14 protein-coding genes are annotated in these 15,798 nt (G+C 67.4%); 2 read left to right on the top strand and 12 right to left on the bottom strand.

Going from position 1 to position 15,798, the window contains the following annotated elements; all coding sequences use genetic code 11:
- Positions 1-62 precede the first annotated feature (62 nt).
- The 3 genes from V3B46_RS18820 to rlmD all read right to left on the bottom strand — a co-directional run bounded on the left by V3B46_RS18820 (position 63) and on the right by rlmD (position 2,727).
- Positions 63-758, bottom strand: a complete 696-nt coding sequence (locus V3B46_RS18820; protein WP_329892606.1) for a DsbA family oxidoreductase — start codon at positions 756-758, stop codon at positions 63-65.
- Positions 759-873: 115 nt separating this feature from the next.
- Positions 874-1,359, bottom strand: coding sequence for a CYTH domain-containing protein (locus V3B46_RS18815; protein ID WP_329892613.1), 486 nt, complete (start codon positions 1,357-1,359; stop codon positions 874-876).
- A 33-nt stretch (positions 1,360-1,392) separates the two neighbouring features.
- Positions 1,393-2,727, bottom strand: a complete 1,335-nt coding sequence (gene rlmD / locus V3B46_RS18810) for a 23S rRNA (uracil(1939)-C(5))-methyltransferase RlmD (protein WP_071229417.1) — start codon at positions 2,725-2,727, stop codon at positions 1,393-1,395.
- 127 nt (positions 2,728-2,854) lie between these two features.
- Here rlmD and V3B46_RS18805 point away from each other — a divergent pair, with 127 nt between their 5' ends.
- Positions 2,855-3,583, top strand: a complete 729-nt coding sequence (locus V3B46_RS18805) for a response regulator (protein ID WP_032129364.1) — start codon at positions 2,855-2,857, stop codon at positions 3,581-3,583.
- Between the two features lie 685 nt (positions 3,584-4,268).
- On the opposite strand, the gene recO is transcribed toward V3B46_RS18805, so the two are convergent.
- From recO to rpoE, 9 genes are all read right to left on the bottom strand, one after another.
- A complete protein-coding gene (recO, locus tag V3B46_RS18800) occupies positions 4,269-4,988 on the bottom strand; it encodes a DNA repair protein RecO (RefSeq protein ID WP_329892605.1) in 720 nt (239 codons plus the stop codon).
- A gap of 18 nt (positions 4,989-5,006) precedes the next feature.
- Positions 5,007-5,903: a GTPase Era gene (gene era, locus V3B46_RS18795; protein WP_010482823.1), complete on the bottom strand. Its 897-nt coding sequence runs from the start codon at positions 5,901-5,903 to the stop codon at positions 5,007-5,009.
- Complete coding sequence (gene rnc / locus V3B46_RS18790) at positions 5,900-6,580, bottom strand: ribonuclease III (protein ID WP_088026761.1); 681 nt, start codon at positions 6,578-6,580, stop codon at positions 5,900-5,902. Before rnc ends, era begins: the two co-directional genes overlap by 4 nt.
- Positions 6,570-6,953, bottom strand: a complete 384-nt coding sequence (locus tag V3B46_RS18785) for a DUF4845 domain-containing protein (RefSeq protein WP_154353131.1) — start codon at positions 6,951-6,953, stop codon at positions 6,570-6,572. Before V3B46_RS18785 ends, rnc begins: the two co-directional genes overlap by 11 nt.
- Before the next feature lie 52 nt (positions 6,954-7,005).
- Positions 7,006-7,800 (bottom strand): signal peptidase I, encoded by a 795-nt coding sequence (gene lepB, locus V3B46_RS18780; RefSeq protein ID WP_329892604.1) that lies wholly within the window; start codon positions 7,798-7,800, stop codon positions 7,006-7,008.
- Between the two features lie 54 nt (positions 7,801-7,854).
- Positions 7,855-9,648, bottom strand: coding sequence for a translation elongation factor 4 (lepA, locus tag V3B46_RS18775; protein WP_032129849.1), 1,794 nt, complete (start codon positions 9,646-9,648; stop codon positions 7,855-7,857).
- Positions 9,649-9,827: 179 nt separating this feature from the next.
- Positions 9,828-11,363: a DegQ family serine endoprotease gene (locus V3B46_RS18770; protein WP_329892603.1), complete on the bottom strand. Its 1,536-nt coding sequence runs from the start codon at positions 11,361-11,363 to the stop codon at positions 9,828-9,830.
- A 74-nt stretch (positions 11,364-11,437) separates the two neighbouring features.
- On the bottom strand, positions 11,438-12,325 hold the full coding sequence (locus V3B46_RS18765; RefSeq protein ID WP_329892602.1) for a sigma-E factor negative regulatory protein: 888 nt from the start codon (positions 12,323-12,325) through the stop codon (positions 11,438-11,440).
- A complete protein-coding gene (gene rpoE, locus V3B46_RS18760) occupies positions 12,322-12,942 on the bottom strand; it encodes an RNA polymerase sigma factor RpoE (protein ID WP_010482816.1) in 621 nt (206 codons plus the stop codon). The genes V3B46_RS18765 and rpoE overlap by 4 nt, the downstream gene beginning before the upstream one ends.
- A 235-nt stretch (positions 12,943-13,177) precedes the next feature.
- Between rpoE and V3B46_RS18755 the strand changes: the two genes are divergently transcribed.
- Positions 13,178-15,241, top strand: a complete 2,064-nt coding sequence (locus tag V3B46_RS18755; protein ID WP_329892601.1) for a 3-hydroxyacyl-CoA dehydrogenase NAD-binding domain-containing protein — start codon at positions 13,178-13,180, stop codon at positions 15,239-15,241.
- Positions 15,242-15,798: the final 557 nt, after the last annotated feature.

Below are 15,798 nucleotides of genomic sequence, written 5' to 3'. Positions count from 1 at the left end.
CCGCAATCGGACCCAGCGGGCTGGATACGTCTTAACTCCCTCCGTCCCCTTTTCGGATCCGGTCAGACCTTGCAGCCGTCCGGGCCGCAGGCCTCGTCGCCGTCAGCCGGGGCCGCAGGCGCGCCCTGCTCGGCGGCGATCTGGCGCAGGGCGTTGGCGAAGGCCTCGGGGGGCTGCGCCCCGGAAATGGCCCACTTCTCATCGATGACGAAAGTCGGCACCGAAGAAACGCCCAATGCATGAGCCTGCGCCAGCTTGGCTTCGACCTCGGCCAGGCCGCGGTCGGAGGCCAGCATCTGCGCGATTTCACCCGCATCGAGGCCGCCTGCCGCGCCCGCCTTGATCAGCACCGAGGGGTCCGCCAGGTTGTGGCCGTGCTCGAAGTGAGCGCGGAACAATGCTTCGCCGACCGCATCCTGCACGCCGTGCTCGCCCGCCAGCCACAACACCCGGTGCGCCGGCAGCGTGGTCACCCGCACCTGACCCCGACTGAAGTCCATCGGCAGGCCCTCGGCCCGCGCGGTGGTCTGGGTCTGGCCGAGGATCTGTTCGGTACGCTCGACGCCGCCGAACTTGCGCACATAAGCCTCGCGCAGCGGCACCGGGGTGGCGTCAGCATCCGGGTCGAGCTGGAACGGCTGCCAGTGGATATCGAGTTCAGGCGCGTTGGCGCCCAGCAACTGCACGCCCTGCTGGAAACGATGCTTGCCGATCCAGCACCAGGGGCAGACCACGTCGGAGTAGATATCGATTCTCATCCTTTCCACATGGGGGGCCGACACCCTCGATAAAAGGGGACGGAGGGGATTAAGTCGCTTTCCGCACAGATGAGGTAAAGACGACTTAATCCCCTCCGTCCCCCTTTGGGCGGTTTCACCACTGTGAATAGGGGTTGTTGGCGAGCGCGACGTTGTAGTAGCGGGCATCATCGGTGACTTCGGCACCGACCCAGTCCGGCAGGTCGATGGCCTGGTCAGCGCTGTCCAGTTCGACCTCGGCCACGACCAGACCGGCGTTGTCGCCGAGGAACTCGTCCACCTCCCAGGTCAGGCCGGCGTGCTCGACCAGATGGCGGCGCTTGTCGATCAGGCCGCCCACGCACAGCGCCAGCAGTGCGCGCGCATCGTCCACCGGGATCGGATAGTCGAACTCCTGGCGGGTGTGGCCGATGGTGCGCGACTTCAGGTTCAGCGCGGCGTGGTCGCCTTCGATGCGCACGCGCACCGAGGCGTTCTGGGTGCCGCGGTCGAGCGCGCCCATGTCGTTGATGTAGCCCTGCGCCATCGGGATCACCCGGTGCGCGGCGGTGCGCCAGCCATCACTGCTGACGAGGAATTTGCGTTCGATTTCGATGCCCATCGCGCCATTATGCGCGATGGGCATGACAGCCGATCAGCGCTTCTCGAACACCGCGATGCTTTCCACGTGTGCAGTGTGCGGGAACATGTCCATGGCACCGGCACTGACCAGGGTGAAGCCCTGTTCGTTGACCAGATAGCCGGCATCGCGTGCCAGCGAACCCGGGTGGCAGCTGACGTAGACGATGCGCTTGAACTGCTTCAGCGGCAGCTGCTGCAGCACCTCGATCGCGCCCGAGCGCGGCGGATCCAAGAGCAGCTTGTCGAAGCCCTGGCGCATCCACGGCGTGCTGCGCTGGTCCTGGGTGAGGTCGGCGCTGAAGAACTGGGCGTTGGTCAGGCCGTTGCGCTCTGCATTCTCACGGGCCCGCGCGACGAGGCCAGCATCACCTTCCACACCAACCACTTCGCGCACGCGGCGCGCCAGCGGCAGGGTGAAGTTGCCCAGGCCGCAGAACAGGTCCAGCACGCGCTCGTCCTCACCCGGTTCCAGCAGGTCCAGCGCGTGGGCGATCATCTTCTCGTTGAGCTTGGCATTGACCTGGATGAAGTCCAGCGGGCGGAACGCCAGTTCGACGTCCCACGGCGCCAGACGGAACGACAGCGGCACGCCCTGCCCGTCCAGCGGCTGCACGGTGTCCACGCCACCGGACTGCAGGTAGATCACGAAGCCATGCTGCTGGCCGAAAGCTGCCCAGGCCGCACGATCAGCGTCGCTGAGCGGCTGCAGGTGGCGCACGGTCAGGACCACGGCCTGGTCACCGGCGATGAACTCGATCTGCGGGATGTCGCGCTTGCCATCGAGCGATTCGATGAAGCTGGAAAGCGCCTCGACCTTGGTGCCGATTTCCGGAATCACGGTCAGGCACTGGCTGAGATCGGCGACGAATCGCGGGTCCTGTTCACGGAAGCCGACCAGGGTCTTGTCCTTCTTCTCGACCCGGCGCACCGAGAAGCGGCCCTTGCGCCGGTAGCCCCAGCTCTCGCCGACCAGCGGCGCCAGCACGGTGCCCGGCTTCACGTGGCCGATGCGCTCCAGGTTGTCCATCAGCACGCGCTGCTTGGCGACGATCTGCTGGTCTTCGTCCAGGTGCTGCAGCACGCAGCCGGCGCAGGTGCCGAAGTGCGGGCACTTCGGGGTGACGCGCTGCGGCGAGGCCTGCAGCACTTCCACCGTACGCGCTTCGTCGAAATGGCGGCTGCGGGCGGTCTGTTCGGCCATGACCACCTCACCCGGCAGGGCGCCGCTGACGAAGGTGACCTTGCCGCCCTCGCCTTCACGGCGGGCGACACCGCGACCATCATGGCTGAGGTCGAGGATCTCGGTCTGGAACGGGGTACGGTCGATGCGGGAGCGGGATCGGGCCACGTGGCAACAGGCTGCGGGCAAAAATGGGGGCGTATTGTCGCAGATCCTGACCGGCAGGGTCCGGACCCGCTTGCGCCCGCCGCCGCTGTGCTTGATGATTGCAACAGCTGACATGGAGGCAGCCCTGATGCAGATGACCCCGCGGGCCAGCCGGCCCCGCTTCCTGCTTGTCGAGGACGACATCATCAGCCGCGGTTTTTTCAAGGCGGCGTTGGAAACGTTACCGGCGGACGTGGACACCGCAGACTCATTGGCCAGTGCCCTGGCCAGCGCCGAGCCCGGCGCGCATGACCTGTGGCTGATCGACGTCAACCTGCCTGACGGCAATGGCGCGCAGCTGCTGCGCGAACTGCGCCGTTCGCATCCCGACACCCCGGCGTTGGCGCATACCGCCGACGGCGATACCTCGATCCATGCGCGCCTGCGCGAGGCCGGTTTCAGCGACACGCTGGTCAAGCCGCTGGGCCGCGACCAGCTGCTGAAAGCGGTGCGCCGCGCCCTGGTCAACAGCCCGGCCGGGATCGTCATGGCCCAGGCGCCGGCCGCGGTCGAGCTGCAGGTACAGGACTGGGACGAGACTGCGGCACTGGCCGCGCTCAATGGCCAGCGCAACCACCTGATCGCGCTGCGCGAGCTGTTCCTGGCCGAGCTGCCGGGCGTACGTGACGCGGTCGAGCAGGCGGTGGACCAGCATGATGAGCGCCAGCTGCGCAGCCAGTTGCATCGGCTGCAGGCGAGCTGTGGCTTCGTGGGCGCGGCGCGGTTGGGCCGGGCGGTGCGCCAGTTGCATCATGCGCCCGAGTCCGGGCAGGCCCAGGCGGGGTTCCGCGACGCGGTAGCTGCCCTGCTGCATTGAGGGTTGTTCGGCAGGGCTGCGCCCTGCACCCGCCGAAGCTTCAGGCCAGGGCAACGTCAAAGGCCAGAACCAGAGCGGCTCTGGCTTTCTGCTTGTTGGGCGGGGGGGGGGGGGGGGGGGGGGGGGGGGGGCCCCCCCCCCCCCCCCCCCCGGCGGGGGGGCGCCGCCCCCCCCCCCCCCCCCCCCCCCCCCCCCCCCCCCCCCCCCCCCCCCCCACCCCCGACAGATTTCCGGTGACGGCTGGTAGATCCACGCCATGCGTGGATGAATCTCAATCAGAATCAAATATTTCGAATTGAAATCGAAACGCATCCACGCATCGCGTGGCTCTACTGTGTCGACCAAGGTCGACACCCACCAGAGCAGAGTGCCGTTCCGACAGATCGCGGGAAACTGTCGAAGGCGGGGTGGGTCCGGTTGCGGGGGCGTGAGCCGCATGGGCCCGAGGCACGCCTCGGGCGGGTTCGCGCCCCGCCGGGGCGGGGGGGGGCCGGACCCCCACCCCCGGTCGTGGTCGTGTGCGCAGGACTGCGCACACGAGCACGCGGCGACCGAGCTTACATGGACGTACTTGCAGCGCCCCCTCAATCGGACCCACCCCGCCTACCCACGGAATGCACGCTGTTGCTGTTGCTCGTGCCTTGGCCTCGGCAGGTGCAGGGCTGCAAGCCCTGCCGAACACCCCTCAACGCCTGGGAGCGAGCTGCTCGAGCATTTCCCAGGACTTCAGGCCGCGCGGCCCCAGGTGATGGGCCAGCACGCGCCGCATCGGCAGGCGCAGGCTGGCCAGGTCGGCGGCATCGGGCTCTTCATCGGCGGCCAGCGCCAGCAGCGCAGAACCCGTCGCGGCCGCCCTGCGTTCCCCACCGCGCTCGCTGAGCAGGCGCTGCGCGCCTTCCTGTGGGTCCAGTTCGTAGCGCGCGGCCGGGTCGATCGGCTGGCCGTCGCTGGCGCTGTCCAGATCGAAGCCCAGGCCCAGCGCAGACAGCAGCTCGCGTTCAAACCTGCGCAGGGTCCAGGCCAGGCCGGCGCCCAAGGCCAGCCGCGCGCGTGCCTCGCCGTAGGCCAGGTACAGCTCCGGCAGCGGGTCCTGGCGCGGGGCCAGGCGCAGGGTCAATTCACTCAGGTAGAAGCCGGCCAGTATCGCCTGGCCAACCAGGCGCGGGGCAGCATCCAGTGCCTCGGCGCCGCGCAGCTGGGCAAGCTCGCCCCGCTGCTGGGCACTGAAGCGGATCCACTGCAGCGGCTGCAAGGCGGCGCGCAGCACCTGGCCCTTGGCAGTGGACACGCCACGCGCGAGCAGGCCAATGCGGCCATGCTGCGCGCTCAGCACTTCGACCAGCAGGCTGGTCTCGCGGTAGGCCCGTGCGTGCAGCACGAAACCGGTGTCGTCCTCGATCTTCATCGAAGCGACCGTTCCGGCTTACTCGTAGCCGAAGGCCTTCAGCGCGGCCTCGTCGTCAGACCAGCCTTCACGCACGCGCACCCAGGTCTCCAGGAACACCTTGGCCCCGAACAGACGCTCCATCTGCAGGCGGGACTTGGCCCCGATCTCCTTCAGGCGGGTCCCCCCCTTGCCGATCACGATGGCCTTCTGGCCCTCGCGCTCGACCCAGATCACCGCACCGATGCGCAGCAGGTTGCCATCTTCGGTGAAGCGTTCGATTTCCACGGTGGTGGCATACGGCAGCTCTTCGCCCAACTGGCGCATCAACTGTTCACGCACCAGCTCGCCGGCCAGGAAGCGCTGGCTGCGGTCGGTGATCTCGTCTTCGCCGAACATCGGCGGCGCTTCCGGCAACAGCGCCAGCACGTCGCGCACCAGTGCTTCCAGGCCGTTGCGCTTCTGCGCCGAGATCGGATGCACGGACGAGAAATCGCGGCCGGCCGTGACTTCCTGCAGGAACGGCAGCAGCGCGCCCTTGTCCTTCAGCCGGTCGATCTTGTTGACCACCAGCACCACCGGGATACCGGCGTCGCGCAGAACATTGAAGGCCAGGCTGTCTTCTTCGTCCCAGCGACCGGCTTCGATCACCAGCAGGCCGGCATCGACGCCTTCCAGCGAGCCGCGCGCGGCGCGGTTCATCACCCGGTTCATCGCCCGCTTCTGCACCTTGTGCAGGCCGGGGGTGTCGACCAGCACCAACTGGCCTTCCGGATACGTGGCGATGCCCAGCAGGCGATGGCGCGTGGTCTGTGGGCGGTTGGAAACGATGCTGACCTTGGCGCCGACCAGGGCATTGGTCAGGGTCGATTTGCCCACGTTCGGGCGGCCGATGACGGCCACGCTGCCGCAATGATGGGAAGTTTGTTCGCTCACTTGGAATCCAGTTGTTCTAGGACGGCCGCAGCCGCCTGTTGTTCGGCAAGCCGCCGCGAGGCGCCTTCGCCCTCGGTGCTGGCGGCCGGGTCGGCTACGATGCAGCGTACCCGGAAGTGCTTGGCATGGTCGTCACCGGATTCTGACACCAGTTCATACTGCGGCAACGCCTTCTGTCGGGCCTGCAGCCATTCCTGCAGGCGGGTCTTGGGGTCCTTCTCGGGCCGGCCAGAGGCCGGCAGTGCCTCGATCGAAGCGCTGAACCAGGGCAGCACCACCGCCCGGCAGGCCTCGAAGCCGGCATCCAGGTAGATCGCGGCCACCACGGCTTCCACCGCGTCGGCCAGGATCGAGTCGCGACGATGTCCGCCGGACTTCATTTCGCCCGGGCCCAGGGTCAGCCGCTCGCCAAGTTCCAGGGTGCGCCCGATCACCGCCAGCGCGCCTTCACGCACCAGCTCGGCACGGGCACGGGTCATCGCCCCTTCGTCAGCCTTGGGCCAGCGTCGGTACAACGCCTCGGCCGCCATCATGTTGACGATGCTGTCGCCGAGGAACTCCAGGCGCTCGTTGTGCGGCGCACCGGCACTGCGATGCGTCAGCGCCTGCTTGAGCAGGGCCGGATCGCGGAAAGGATGACCGATCAGGTCGCCACGTTGGATGAATTTACTGGGCACCGCTTCGTGTCAGGTCCTGGGAAGAATCGAATTTGCCAACCACATCGAGGTTGCCGATCAGCGGGCGACGCACTTCGTAGTTGACCTTGAGGGTCCAGCCATTGTCGCGACGATCGAACTTCACGTTGGCCGGCTTCACGTTGTCCGAATAGTTGATGTACAGGCGCTTGAAGAACAGGTCCTGGATGCGCGCCGGCTCCATGCTGCCCACGCCCGGCTCGTTGGCCAGGCTCTTCATCGCCGAGCGCACCGCGTAGTACTCCTGGTACATCGGGAACAGCTTCATGCCGATGTAGAGGAAGAAGCCAACCACGATCAGGACCGTCAGGAACGAGGTCAGGGTCATGCCACGCTGCGTGTTCATCGTCTTCATTGCGTTCTCCCCAGATACGCGTTGGATGTGAAAATACTCAGTTGGTGCCCGCTCAGTTGATGCTCGAGCCGATCCGCGACGGCTCGAAGCCATCCTTGCAGAACCAGCCCTGGCAGTTCAGCCAGATCAGGAACGCCTTGCCACGCAGGTTTTCTTCCGGCAGCAGGCCCCAGAAACGGCCATCGTCGCTGTTGTCGCGGTTGTCGCCCATCACCAGGTACTTGCCGGCCGGCACGGTCCACTGGCCCTGGCCACGCGGGTAGTCGGTCTCCAGCACGGTGTGGGCACGGCCCGGCAGGTGCTCGACCAGCAGGTTGGCGCCCTCGCCCTGGCCCTTGTGGCCGGCGTAGATGCCCTTGTTGTCGTACTTCAGCGGTTCGCCATTGAGGATCACGCCGTCGCCTTCGAAGACCACCGTGTCACCCGGCACGCCGATCACGCGCTTGATGAAGTTCTCGCCCTTGGCCGGGTCGTTGTCGCTGTGGCCGGGAAAGTGGAACACCACCACGTCACCGCGCGAGGGCTCGCCAACCGGCACGAACTTGGTGTTGCTGATCGGCAGGCGCAGGCCGTAGGAGAACTTGTTGACCAGGATGAAATCACCGATCAGCAGGTTCGGCATCATCGAGCTGGACGGGATCTTGTACGGCTCGGCGATGAAACTGCGCACGATCAGCACGATCGCCAGCACCGGGAAGAACGCACGCGAGTAGTCCACCAGCACCGGCTCGGTGTCGAGCAGGCCCGCGCGCTGGGCGCGACGCTTGGCGAGGTACAGCTTGTCCGCGAGCAGGATCAGGCCCGAGGCCAGGGTCAGCACGACCAGGAGGATCTCAAACAGTTTCATTCAGGGTCCTTTGCAACGTCACCAGACGACCGGCCCCGCGGGGCCGGTGCGGGCTTACTTGTTGTCCATCTGCAGCACGGCCAGGAACGCTTCCTGCGGGATCTCCACGCGGCCGACCTGCTTCATGCGCTTCTTGCCTTCCTTCTGCTTTTCCAGAAGCTTCTTCTTGCGCGAAACGTCGCCACCATAGCACTTGGCCAGCACGTTCTTGCGCATGGCCTTGACCGTGGTACGGGCGATGATCTGCGAGCCGACGGCGGCCTGGATGGCCACGTCGAACATCTGGCGCGGGATCAGGTCCTTCATCTTTTCGCACAGCTCGCGGCCGCGACGGTCGGCATGGCTGCGGTGCACGATCAGCGACAGTGCATCGACCTTGTCACCGTTGATCAGTACGTCAACGCGCACGAACGGGCCTGCGTCGAAGCGCACGAAGTGGTAGTCCAGCGAGGCATAGCCACGGCTGACCGACTTCAGCTTGTCGAAGAAGTCCAGCACCACCTCGGCCATCGGCAGCTCGTAGCTGATCTGCACCTGGCTGCCCAGGTAGTTGATGCCGATCTGGCTGCCGCGCTTCTCTTCGCACAGCTTGATGATGTTGCCGATGTACTCCTCGGGGGTGAGCACGTTGGCACGGATGATCGGCTCGCGGATCTCCTCGACCTGGTTCACCGGCGGCAGCTTGGCCGGGTTGTCCATGTTGATGATCGAGCCATCGGTCTTCAGGACTTCATACACCACCGTCGGCGCGGTGCTGATCAGGTCCAGGTTGTATTCGCGCTCCAGGCGCTCCTGCACGATTTCCATGTGCAGCATGCCGAGGAAGCCGCAACGGAAGCCGAAGCCCATCGCCTCGGAGCTTTCGGGCTCGAAACGCAGCGCGGCATCGTTCAGGCGCAGCTTGTCCAGCGCTTCGCGCAGGTCCGGGTAGTCCTCGGCATCGACCGGGAACAGGCCGGCGAACACGCGGGGCTGCATTTCCTGGAAGCCCGGCAGCGGCTTCGGTGCCGGGTCGCCGGCCAGGGTCAGGGTGTCGCCAACCGGCGCACCGTGCACGTCCTTGATGCTGGCGGTGACCCAACCCACTTCACCTGCACGCAGCGCCGGCAGCACCTTGCGCTTCGGAGTGAACACGCCGACGTTGTCGACCTGGTGGTTGCGGCCGGTGGACATCACCTGCAGCTTGTCACCGGCCTTGATCTCGCCCTGCATCACGCGCACCAGCGAGACCACGCCCAGGTAGTTGTCGAACCAGGAGTCGATGATCAGCGCCTGCAGCTTGTCGGTGTCGCGCGGCTTCGGCGGCGGGATGCGATGCACGATCGCTTCCAGCACGTCCTGCACGTTCAGGCCGGTCTTGGCACTGACCGGTACGGCGTCGGAGGCGTCGATGCCGATCACGGCCTCGATCTCGGCCTTGGCGCGCTCGATGTCGGCGGTGGGCAGGTCGATCTTGTTGATCACCGGCACCACTTCCAGGCCCTGCTCCACGGCGGTGTAGCAGTTGGCCACCGACTGCGCTTCCACGCCCTGGGCCGCATCAACCACCAGCAGCGCGCCTTCGCAGGCGGCCAGCGAGCGGCTGACTTCATAGGAGAAGTCGACGTGGCCGGGGGTGTCGATGAAGTTCAGATGGTAGGTCTGCCCGTCCTTGGCCAGGTACGGCAGCGACACCGACTGCGCCTTGATCGTGATGCCACGCTCGCGCTCGATCGGGTTGGAGTCGAGCACCTGCGCTTCCATCTCGCGGGCCTGCAGGCCACCACAGAGCTGGATGATGCGGTCGGCCAGCGTGGACTTGCCGTGGTCGACATGGGCGATGATGGAGAAGTTGCGGATGTTCCGCATCGAATCAGAAGACATAGGTGGCGGCGGCGCGCGGCGTCGTCAGGGTAACGGTCGATTATCGCACGCCCGGCGCCCGCCCGCGAAAACGGCCTCATCGGACCGGGCCCGGAATGGCCGAAGCCCCGCCAGGGCGGGGCTTCGGGGAAAAGCCGGGGCCGCCGAAGCGGCCCCGGCAGGCCTTACTGGCCGGCCTTGACCGCGACGAACGCGCTGTTGCCGCTGCCGGTGCGCACCAGCAGCATCACCACGTCGCCCTTCTTGTAGCTGGAAAGGGCACGGTTCAGCGCGTCCACGCTGCCGACCTGGGTGCTGGCCACCTGCAGGATCACCATGCCCGGAGACAGGCCCGCATCACGCGCGCCCTGGCCCTTGACCCCGGTGATGCGCACGCCTTCGCCCGATTCCAGGCCCAGCTGCTTGCGCTGCGGTGCGGTCAGGTCACTGACGTCCAGCCCCAGCAGGGCATTGGCGCCGGCCTGCGGAGCCGCATCGCTGTCGCCGGTGGCCGGGCCACGCGAACCGGCCTGCCCGTCTTCGGTCAGTGCGGTCAGGGTGGCGCTGAGGTCGCGCGGCTTGCCATCACGGATCACGCCCAGGGTGACCCGGCTGCCCGGTGCCATCGCGCCGATCAGCGGCGGCAGGTCGGACCAGCTGTTGACCGGCGCGCCGTTCACCGAACGGATCACATCGCCGATCTTCACCCCGGCCCGGGCTGCAGCCGAGTCCGGCACGATCTGGTTGACCAGGGCGCCGCGGCTGTCCGGCAGGCCCATCGCCTGCGCCTTCAGCCCATCGATTTCCTGCACGACCGCGCCGAGCTGGCCGCGGGTGACCTTGCCGGTCTTCTTGATCTGCTCGACCGCGCTCATCGCCAGGTCGATCGGGATCGCGAAGCTGATGCCCATGTAGCCGCCCGAGGCGGAGAAGATCTGCGAGTTGATGCCGACCACTTCGCCACGAGTGTTCAGCAGCGGGCCACCGGAGTTGCCCTGGTTGATCGCCACGTCGGTCTGGATGAAGGGCACGTAGCGCTGGTCCGGGCCGCCGGTGCTGCGGCCGAGGGCGCTGACCACGCCGGCAGTGACCGAGTGATCAAGGCCGAACGGCGAACCGATCGCGACCACCCACTGACCCGGCTTGAGGGAGTTGGAGTCGCCTACGCGCACGGTCGGCAGGTTCTTGCCGTCGATCTTCAGCAGTGCCACGTCGTACTGCTGGTCGCTGCCCACCACTTTCGCGGTGAACTCGCGGCGGTCACCCAGCTTGACCTTCACCTCGCTGGCATCTGCCACCACGTGGTAGTTGGTCAGCACATAGCCATCGGGCGAGATGATGAAGCCCGAGCCCATGCCGCGGCCCTTGATGCTGGGGCCACCGTCCGGACCGCCCGGGCCCTGCCCCGGCATCGGGAAATCCGGGCCGAAGAAGCGGCGGAAGAACTCAGGCATGTCGTCATCGCCGCCCATCGGGCCCCGCGAGGCCTGGCGGTTGTTGCGGACGATGGTGGTGTCGACGTTGACCACGCCCGGCCCGACCTGTTCGACCAGATGGGTGAAGTCGGGCAGCCCACTGACCAGCGGCTGGGCCGGCGCCCGTGGCGCGGCGGCCGGCGCGGCCTGGGTCTGGGCGGCCGGGGCCGGGGCCTGCGCGCAGGCCATCAACGGCAGGGTCAGGGCCAACAGGCCCATGGCCTGCGTGCGGAGTCGGGGAGTCATCGGACGGCAACCTCCGGATCGGATGGAAAGAGGAATACGGGCCCCGCCGACGGCGGGGCGTGAAAGCGCCCGGCTCAGTCGCGCGGGCGCGGCGGCACCGGCAGGTCGTCCTGCAGGCGCGGCTCGAACGGGTAGAACGCGGCGCCCCCGGCGTGGGCCGGGAAACTCGCATTGAGCGCGCCACCGGCAGCGGGCGCCAGGCTGGAGCGCGGCCACGGTCGCGCCTGCAGGCCACCAACCTCACCGAACGGCATGTTGCGGCTGGCATTGGCCGGCACGGTCGGGGTCAGCGGCGCCTGTGCGGCGGCCACGGCGCGTTGCGGCATGTCCTCGCGCTGGGCGGCACGCGCGGCCTGCTGGCTGCGGGTAGCGCTGGCGCGACGGGTGTCCTGGCGTCGGCTGGCCGCGGCCATGGCCACTGCAGGTACACCGGCCGCGGCCATTGCGGCGGTATCCACCGAGGCTTCGGTTACCGGAGCCGGCGTCGTCGGCGCCGGTGCGGGCGGCAGTTCGGCCTGGCTGGCGATCACCTGCGGTGCCAACGGCCCGCCCGGGGTGGCTTCCTTCAGCTTCTCGCCGCCCATGAACAGGGCCACCGCCGCCACCGAAGCGGCCAGTGCGGCGCCACCGCCCCAGGCCCGCCAACCGCTGCGGCGCACCTCGCGGCGCGGCTCGGCCTGCGGCGCCGGTTCGGCTGCGATGGCGGCAGCCACGGCCGCGCTGAAGCCGACCGGCGCCAGCGCCGATGCCTGCCCGCGCATCACGTCGCCCAGCAGCTGCCAACGTTCCTGGCAGCCGGCCAGCTCGGGGTCGTGCTCCATCCGGCGCAGCAGGAAGCGCGCTTCGTCGGCGCCCAGCTCGCCGTCGACCAGAGCCGACAGCTGTTCGCGATGGCGCTGGTCCAGGCGCTGCCCGGCGGGCGATTGGTGGTTCTGCGATTCGTTGAACGGATTACTGGTCATACGCGGCTCTTCTCACGGGTGGCGCTGCCGATGTCCAACAGCGGCCGGAGTTCGGTGTCGATCGCCTCGCGCGCCCGGAAGATCCGTGAGCGCACGGTGCCGATCGGGCACCCCATTTTCTGCGCGATATCCTCGTAACTCAGGCCTTCCACCTCGCGCAGGGTGATCGCCAACCGGAGTTCTTCCGGCAGCGCATTGACGGCCTTCATCACCGTCTGTTCCAGTTCCTGGCGCATCAACTCGCGTTCGGGCGTGTCTGTGTCGCGCAGGCGCGTCCCGCTGTCGAACTGTTCGGCGTCACCGATGTCGATGTCATCGGTCGGCGGACGGCGATTGTGTGAAGCCAGGTAGTTTTTGGCGGTATTCACGGCGATTCGATGCAACCAGGTTGAGAACTGGGCATCGCCGCGGAAACTTCCGATCGCGCGGTAGGCACGGATGAAAGTGTCCTGGGCGACGTCCTGACATTCGCTCCAGTCGGCGATGTAGCGACCGACCAGGGCCACCACGCGATGCTGGTACTTGCGCACCAGGACATCGAACGCGGCGCTCTCGCCGTGCTGCACGCGCCGGACCAGTTCCAGATCCAGCTCCTGAGGTGTATCAACATCGGCCATGAGGGGCCGCACTCCTGTCAGCCCAACCGACGTCGGGCAATGAGACTGCCAATCCCGGGAAAAGTTCAGTCGCCGATCACCTGGCGCCGCACCAGCTTTTAACCACCGTTCCGTTAGCGTTCCGGTCCACGGCCATGGATCCGGGGTCGCCACTCCCCTGCTATTGGGATTTGACGCGGGGGAAACAACCTCTGGATCATAGCCGCTTCTCCATACACAACCGGATGGAACGTCCATGCTCTCAGGCTTCGATGGTCTCCGCTTCAGCCACTGGCACCCCGAGATCCGCGACGACGGCGTGGTGGTTCTCTCCCTGGATCGTCAGGACAGCAGCGTCAACGCCATGTCGCAGGACGTGCTGCTGGAACTGGGCGACCTGCTCGAGCGCATTGCACTGGACCCGCCCAAGGGCGTGGTGATCCAGTCGCTGAAGAAGGCCGGCTTCATTGCCGGTGCCGACCTGAAGGAGTTCCAGGAGTTCGACCGCCGCGGCACCGTCAACGACGCCATCCGTCGCGGCCAGGCCACTTACCAGAAGCTGGCCGAGCTGCCCTGCCCGACCGTAGCGGCCATCCATGGCCACTGCCTGGGCGGCGGCACCGAGCTGGCGCTGGCCTGCCGCTACCGAGTGGCCTCCAATGACAGCAGCACCCGCATCGGCCTGCCGGAGACCCAGCTGGGCATCTTCCCGGGCTGGGGTGGCAGCGCGCGCCTGCCTCAGTTGGTCGGCGCACCGGCGGCGATGGACATGATGCTGACCGGCCGCACCCTGTCGGCCTCGGCCGCGCGCGGCATCGGCCTGGTCGACAAGGTTGTGGCACCGGCGGTGGTGCTCGACACCGCCGTCGCGCTGGCGCTGTCCGGCACCACCCGTCCGTTCAAGCAGCGCGCCACGGCATGGGCAACCAACACCTGGCTGGCACGCACGCTGCTGGCACCGCAGATGGTCAAGCAGGTCGCACGCAAGGCCAAGAAGGACCAGTACCCGGCGCCCTACGCGCTGATCAGCACCTGGCAGCGCAGTGGCGGCAAGCCGATCCAGGCACGCCTGGATGCCGAGCGGCGTGCCGTGGTGAAGCTGGCCAGTACGCCGACCGCGCGCAACCTGATCCGCATTTTCTTCCTGACCGAGCGCCTGAAGGGACTCGGCGGTGGTGATTCCGGCATCCGCCACGTTCACGTGGTCGGCGCCGGCGTGATGGGCGGCGATATCGCCGCGTGGGCCGCCTACAAGGGCTTCGAGGTGACCCTGCAGGACCGCGAGCAGCGCTTCATCGACCCGGCCATGGAACGCGCGCAGGCGCTGTTCGCCAAGAAGGTGCGCGACGAGAGCAAGCGCCCTGCCGTGGCCGCGCGCCTGCGTGCCGACCTGGAAGGCAACGGCGTGGCCGAGGCCGACCTGGTGATCGAGGCGATCATCGAGAACCCGGAAGCCAAGCGTGCGCTGTACCAGACGCTGGAACCGAAGATGAAGCTGGATGCGCTGCTGACCACCAACACCTCGTCGATTCCGCTGGTGGAGCTGCGCGACCACATCCAGCGCCCGGCACAGTTCGCTGGCCTGCACTACTTCAACCCGGTCGCGCAGATGCCGTTGGTGGAAATCATCCATCACGACGGCATGGCGCCTGAGACCGAACGTCGCCTGGCCGCGTTCTGCAAGGCACTGGGCAAGTTCCCGGTGCCGGTGGCCGGCAGCCCGGGCTTCCTGGTCAACCGCGTGCTGTTCCCGTACATGCTGGAAGCCGCCACTGCCTACGCCGAAGGCATCCCGGGCCCGGTGATCGACAAGGCCGCAGTAAAGTTCGGCATGCCGATGGGCCCGATCGAACTGATCGATACCGTGGGCCTGGACGTAGCCGCGGGCGTCGGCCGCGAACTGGCACCGTTCCTGGGCCTGCAGATTCCGGCCGCGCTGCAGACGGTGGAACCGGACAAGCGTGGCAAGAAGGACGGCCAGGGCATCTACACCTGGGAGAACGGCAAGCCGAAGAAACCGGACGTGGCCAGCGACTACCAGGCCCCGGCCGATCTGGAGGACCGCCTGATCCTGCCGCTGTTGAACGAGGCGGTGGCCTGCCTGCACGAAGGCGTGGTGGCGGATGCGGACCTGCTGGATGCCGGCGTGATCTTCGGTACCGGTTTCGCACCGTTCCGTGGCGGCCCGATCCAGCACATCCGCGCGGTGGGTGCCGACGCGATCGTCGAGCGGTTGAAGGCGCTGCAGCAGCGCCACGGCGACCGCTTCGCTCCGCGCCCGGGCTGGGACAACCCCGTCCTGCGCGAACCGGTGGTGTGATTTGATCGGCCGGGCCTGCGGCCCGGCACCCGCAGAGGCAACCGCCGAAGCAAAGGCCAGAGCCAGAGCCGGAGCAACAGCCGGCTCTGGCTTTTCTGTTTGTTGGGAGGGGCGGTGTGGGCAGCCAGGACACGCCGTAAACCCATCCATGGGGGCTCGATGGCGCCTTGCTCGTGTGCGCTGTCCTGCGCACACGGCAAGACCGGGGTTGGGCGTCCTGCCCAACCCGCCCGAGGCATGCCTCGGGCCCATGGCGCCAACGGTCCTGGCTGCCCACACCGCCCCACCCCTGACAGTTTCCCGGTGACGGTCAGTGACCTTCGGGAGCTGGTAGGTGTCGACCTTGGTCGACACGCTTGGTCCACGCCATGCGTGGATGCGAGCGAAGCGACCGGCGTTTGATTTTGATTTTGATTTTCTTTTTTCTTCTCCGTGGCTGGACGCACACGGAAACTGTCAGAGGCCGGGCGGGTGGGTGGCGCAGGGGCGTGAGCCGCATGGATGCGGCGATCGAGCTTACATGGACGTACTTGCAGCGTCCCCTGCGCCACCCACCC

This window comes from Stenotrophomonas sp. SMYL11 (assembly GCF_036320005.1).
In the GTDB taxonomy this organism is placed as follows: Bacteria; Pseudomonadota; Gammaproteobacteria; order Xanthomonadales; family Xanthomonadaceae; genus Stenotrophomonas; species Stenotrophomonas maltophilia_A.
The sequence above is the reverse complement of the archived record's forward strand: the minus strand, read 5'-3'. Positions and strand labels throughout refer to the sequence as shown.

What these genes read in the sequence shown, in the direction of transcription:
- V3B46_RS18820 (WP_329892606.1), bottom strand. Translation starts at nt 758, where the DNA reads ATGAGAATCGATATCTACTCCGACGTGGTCTGCCCCTGGTGCTGGATC.
- V3B46_RS18815 (WP_329892613.1), bottom strand. Translation starts at nt 1,359, where the DNA reads ATGGGCATCGAAATCGAACGCAAATTCCTCGTCAGCAGTGATGGCTGG.
- V3B46_RS18805 (WP_032129364.1), top strand. Translation starts at nt 2,855, where the DNA reads ATGCAGATGACCCCGCGGGCCAGCCGGCCCCGCTTCCTGCTTGTCGAG.
- recO (WP_329892605.1), bottom strand. Translation starts at nt 4,988, where the DNA reads ATGAAGATCGAGGACGACACCGGTTTCGTGCTGCACGCACGGGCCTAC.
- V3B46_RS18785 (WP_154353131.1), bottom strand. Translation starts at nt 6,953, where the DNA reads ATGAAGACGATGAACACGCAGCGTGGCATGACCCTGACCTCGTTCCTG.
- lepB (WP_329892604.1), bottom strand. Translation starts at nt 7,800, where the DNA reads ATGAAACTGTTTGAGATCCTCCTGGTCGTGCTGACCCTGGCCTCGGGC.
- lepA (WP_032129849.1), bottom strand. Translation starts at nt 9,648, where the DNA reads ATGCGGAACATCCGCAACTTCTCCATCATCGCCCATGTCGACCACGGC.
- V3B46_RS18770 (WP_329892603.1), bottom strand. Translation starts at nt 11,363, where the DNA reads ATGACTCCCCGACTCCGCACGCAGGCCATGGGCCTGTTGGCCCTGACC.
- V3B46_RS18765 (WP_329892602.1), bottom strand. Translation starts at nt 12,325, where the DNA reads ATGACCAGTAATCCGTTCAACGAATCGCAGAACCACCAATCGCCCGCC.
- rpoE (WP_010482816.1), bottom strand. Translation starts at nt 12,942, where the DNA reads ATGGCCGATGTTGATACACCTCAGGAGCTGGATCTGGAACTGGTCCGG.
- V3B46_RS18755 (WP_329892601.1), top strand. Translation starts at nt 13,178, where the DNA reads ATGCTCTCAGGCTTCGATGGTCTCCGCTTCAGCCACTGGCACCCCGAG.